At 59.2% G+C, this 4648-nt stretch carries 4 protein-coding genes; 1 reads left to right on the top strand and 3 read right to left on the bottom strand.

Going from position 1 to position 4648, the window contains the following annotated elements:
* Positions 1-270: 270 nt before the first annotated feature.
* On the top strand, positions 271-1350 hold the full coding sequence (locus AC1D0Z_RS16375) for a TRAP transporter substrate-binding protein (protein ID WP_477659280.1): 1080 nt from the start codon (positions 271-273) through the stop codon (positions 1348-1350).
* 194 nt (positions 1351-1544) lie between these two features.
* Here AC1D0Z_RS16375 and AC1D0Z_RS16370 read toward each other — a convergent pair whose 3' ends face one another.
* From AC1D0Z_RS16370 to AC1D0Z_RS16360, 3 genes are all read right to left on the bottom strand, one after another.
* Complete coding sequence (locus AC1D0Z_RS16370) at positions 1545-3338, bottom strand: TRAP transporter large permease (RefSeq protein WP_477659279.1); 1794 nt, start codon at positions 3336-3338, stop codon at positions 1545-1547.
* A 15-nt stretch (positions 3339-3353) separates the two neighbouring features.
* A complete protein-coding gene (locus AC1D0Z_RS16365) occupies positions 3354-3953 on the bottom strand; it encodes a TRAP transporter small permease subunit (RefSeq protein WP_477659278.1) in 600 nt (199 codons plus the stop codon).
* A gap of 230 nt (positions 3954-4183) precedes the next feature.
* Positions 4184-4648: AIR synthase-related protein (locus AC1D0Z_RS16360; RefSeq protein ID WP_477659277.1), on the bottom strand; the 465-nt coding region annotated here is incomplete at its 5' end.

Here is a 4648-nt window from a genome sequence, read left to right as displayed (position 1 = left end):
ACGTTTGACCGCTTCATGCAAGCCCAGAAGCTGTAAATTCCCCGGGGTCTTCTCGCCCCGTCAGGAATCTGCAAGCCGCCTCTCGCAGGCGGCTTTTTATTTTTCAAGACACTACGGGTAAGAACGGGGTGTTTTCGAGAGGGAAAGCTGACAGAATCGCGGGTTGACTTCGCTTGAGGACGCCACCTGTACGGGTTGAGCCTGCTTGAGCGGTCCGGCGGGTCCTGCTTCAGGGCTCGCAGATTCGACAACCCTTCAGGAGATAGTATTTTGGATCGTCGCTCACTCATCAAAAACGCCGGCATTGCCGGCGTTCTCGCTGCCGGCATCGCCCCCGCGGTTCATGCGCAGGCCACCATCCGCTGGCGCCTGGCGTCCAGCTTCCCCAAGCCGCTGGACACCATTTACGGCGGCGCTGAAGTGTTCGCCAAGAAGGTCGGCGAGATGACCGGCGGCAAGTTCCAGATCAGCGTGCACGCGGCCGGTGAACTGATGCCTGCCTTCGGCGTCGTCGACGGCGTTCAGCAGGGAACAGTGGAAATGTGCCACACGGTGCCTTACTACTACTTCGGCAAAAATGAAGCCTTCGCCATCGGCGCGGCCATTCCTTTCGGCATGAACTCGCGCCAGATGTCAGCCTGGATGTACGAAGGCAACGGCCGCAAGCTCATGAACGAGTTTTATGCCAAATACAACATGGTCAGCTTGCCCGGCGGCAACACCGGCACCCAGATGGGTGGCTGGTTCCGCAAGGAAATCAAGACCGTGGCCGACCTCAAGGGCCTGAAGTTCCGCATCGGCGGCTTTGCCGGCAAGGTGGTCGAGAAGCTGGGTGTGGTTCCGCAAAACCTGCCGGGCGGTGAAATCTACCAGGCCCTCGAAAAGGGCACGCTGGACGCCGCCGAGTGGGTCGGTCCTTATGACGACCAGAAGCTCGGTTTTGCCAAGGTGGCGCCGTTCTACTACTACCCCGGCTGGTGGGAAGGTGGCCCCGAAGTTGATTTCTTTATCAACAACAAGGCACTCGAGGCCCTGCCTGCCGAGTACAAGGCCATCGTGGAGACCGCTGCCTCGCACGCGCACATCGACATGCAAGCCAAGTATGACGCCCGCAATCCAGGTGCGTTGAAGCAGTTGGTTGCCGGAGGCACCAAGGTGCTGCCTTTCCCCACTGCGGTGCTTGAAGCCTCTTTCAAGGCTTCCATGGACCTGTACGAAGAGATCGCCACCAAGAACCCGGATTGGAAGAAGATCTACGGCGACTACCGTGCTTTCCAGCGCGACCAGATCCTCTGGTTCCGTTTTGCCGAGTCGCGCTTCGATACTTTCATGCAAAGCCGCAAGATGTAAGAGCCGGAAGGTTACTGCTCAAAAAGCCCCGCCTGACGGGGCTTTTTTTTTGCCCTGCTTTCTTCTTCACCTTTTGCTGTCCGATCCGCCGCAAGCTTTGCCGCCTGCGGGGGGCGCATGAAGGCTCACCCCGCCTGTTTGAGGAGGCAAAAAAAAGCCCCGTCATGACGGGGCTGGGAAGGGGTTGAATCCGCCTATTTCTTTTTCGCGGCTTCTTCAAGCGCCTTCATGGGATCGATCTCAGGGGCTGATGCGGTCTCCGGCGCAGGCATTCCGCTTGTGGCGTCCGAGGCACCTTGCTCCGGCGCGGGCGCGAATGGATCCGGTCCCGGCTCCGTGGCAGGCATGTTGTTTTCCATCTCGATGCGCACCTTGTCCAGGTCATAGACCTGCTTCTTGTCCAGGCCGCTGGAGACGATGCCGGGGAATGCAATGATCAGCCCGACCATGACGATCTGGATCAGCACGAAAGGCACGGCTCCCCAGTAAATCTGCATGGTAGTCACGGGCTCGATCATCTTCTTGGTGAGCTTGTCCGTGTACGCCTTGATAGGCGCCACGCTGCGCAGGTAGAACAGGGCAAATCCGAAAGGCGGATGCATGAACGAGGTCTGCATGTTCACGGCCAGCAGCACGCCGAACCAGATCAGGTCGATACCCAGCTTTTCGGCAACGGGTGCCAGCAGCGGCACCACGATGAAGGACAGCTCAAAGAAGTCCAGGAAGAAGGCCAGGAAGAAGATCAAAAGGTTGACCACGATCAGGAAGCCGGTCTGGCCGCCGGGCAGGCCGGTGAGCAGGTGCTCGACCCATTTCGGACCATCGACGCCCTGGAAGGTCAGGCTGAACATCGTCGAGCCGATCAGGATGAACACCACAAAGCAGGACAGCTTGGTCGTGGTCGCCAGGGCCTGCTTGAGCAGCGAGAAGCTGAGCCTGCGGCGCACCATGGCCATGATGAACGCGCCCAGCGCACCCATCGCGCCGCCTTCTGTAGGCGTCGCAATGCCGAGGAAAATCGTGCCCAGTACCAGGAAGATCAGCAGCAGGGGTGGAATCAGCACGAACGTCACGCGCTCCGCCATGCGCGAGAGCAGGTTCAGGCGTGTGATCTTGTTGATCACGGCGATGACGAACGCCAGCATGACGCCCGCGCACATGGACACCACGATGGTTTCATCCGTCGCTACAGTCGTCACCGTCACACCTGTCACCCAGCTCTGCACGGCGGCGTAGTGTTCGCCGAAGTAAAACGCAATGCCGGTCGAGATAACCGTGAGGATGACCAGCGACAGGAGGCCATTTTTGCCGTTGTCTTCGCGGATGGTGCGCGCTTCTGCGGGCAGGGCCGGAACCCAGTGTGGTTTGAAGATGGCCAGGCCCACGATATACAGCACATACATGCCGGTCAACACGAAGCCGGGGATAAACGCGCCCTTGTACATCTCGCCGACGCTGCGGCCCATCTGGTCGGCCAGCACGATCAGGACCAGCGACGGCGGAATAATTTGTGCCAGCGTACCCGACGCCGCAATAACGCCCGCGGCAATACGCCTGTCGTAGCCATAGCGCAACATGATGGGCAACGAGATCAGGCCCATGGAAATAACGGAGGCCGCCACGACGCCGGTCGTCGCTGCCAGCAGGGCGCCCACGAAGATCACGGCAAGCGCCAGGCCGCCGCGAATCGGGCCGAAGAGCTGGCCTATGGTGTCCAGCAAATCCTCCGCCATGCCGCTGCGTTCAAGAATCAATCCCATCAGGGTAAAGAAGGGAATGGCCAGCAGCGTGTCGTTCTGCATGATGCCGAAAACGCGCAGTGGAAGCGCCTGTAAAAGCGCTTCCGGCAGCACGCGGAGTTCCACGCCGATAAAACCAAAAAACAGGCCGCAGGCACCCAGGCTGAAGGCAACGGGAAAACCCATCAGCAGGAAAACGATCAGCCCCAGGAACATGATCGGGGCAAGATTTTGAATGAAAAATTCCATGAATATGTCTCCCGATCAGCCGGCGTTGGTTTTGGTTTCCGCAAGCCTGCGGATGGCTTCGGCGAGTTCTTCTTCGGCGGTTTTTTCCACCTTCCTGACCGTTGGATCGTCGATCAGGCCCTTGAGGAAGGCAATGCGCTTGATCAGCTCAGACCAGCCCTGCAGCAAGAGCAGTGTGAAGCCGAGTGGGATCATGGCGTAGACAGGCCAGCGGATCAGGCCACCGGCGTTGCCGGAGACCTCACCGGACTGCAGGCCGCGCAGGAAAAACGGAAAGCCGTAGTAAATGAGGGCAAAACACACCGGTGTCAGGAAGATCGTGAAACCGATGATGTCCACCCAAATCTGCCCGCGCTTGGAAAGCCGGCTGGAGACCACGTCGATCTTGACGTGCTCGCCTTGCAGCAGGGTATAGCCGGCTGCGATAAGGAAGGAGGCGGCAAACAGGTACCACTGCACTTCCAGGTAGGCGTTGGAACTCACGTTGAACACCTTGCGGACGATGGCGTTGACGCCGCTGATCAGGGTGGAGGCAAGTATCAGCCAGATGACGTGCTTGCCGATCTGTGTATTGATCCAGTCCACCGCATTTGAAAATTTCAGTAATGCGCGCATTGTTTTGTCTCCAGGTAAAAGGGATGCGCATAAAAATTCATCCGGAGTCCCCGCTTTGGGCGAGGAGTCCGGATGTTCTTGCGACAGGGAAAATTTTATAAAGACTATAAAAGCCAAGCTGACATCATTTTGACGGTATGCCCCCAGAAACGTAGGGGTAAACACGTGTGTCGCCCTGGTTTGGTGCCTTTTACGGGCCGGTCGCCCGACTGATGCTGTCTTTTGACGATTCAGCCGGCCAGGACTTCAAGGCCGCTGCCTTCCACCATTCGTCCTATGGTGCACGCCTCGGCAAAGCCCTGGCGGTGAAAGCACTCCAGCACCTCTGCCTCGATGCCGGGCGCGCAAGACACCAGCAGTCCGCCGCTGGTCTGCGGATCGGACAGTAAGGCCCGTTGCGCTGTGGAGATGCCCGCGGGCAGGGTGACTTCCTGGCCATAGCTGGCCCAGTTGCGACCCGAAGCTCCGGTCACCATGCCCGCATCGGCCAGTTCCAGCACGCCAGGCATCGTTGGAATCTGGGTGAGTTGCAGTTGCATTTTGAGCTTTGCTCCCCGCGCCAGCTCCAGTCCGTGGCCAGCCAGGCCAAAGCCCGTGATGTCGGTCAGGGCGTGTACGCCTTGCATGCGCGCCAGTTCAATACCCGGCTTGTTGAGCTGTGTCGTGAGCGCGATCATGCGTGCGTAGCCTTCGGC

This window comes from Polaromonas sp. P1_E3 (assembly GCF_056405935.1).
This window is presented reverse-complemented; position numbering and strand designations above follow the sequence as displayed.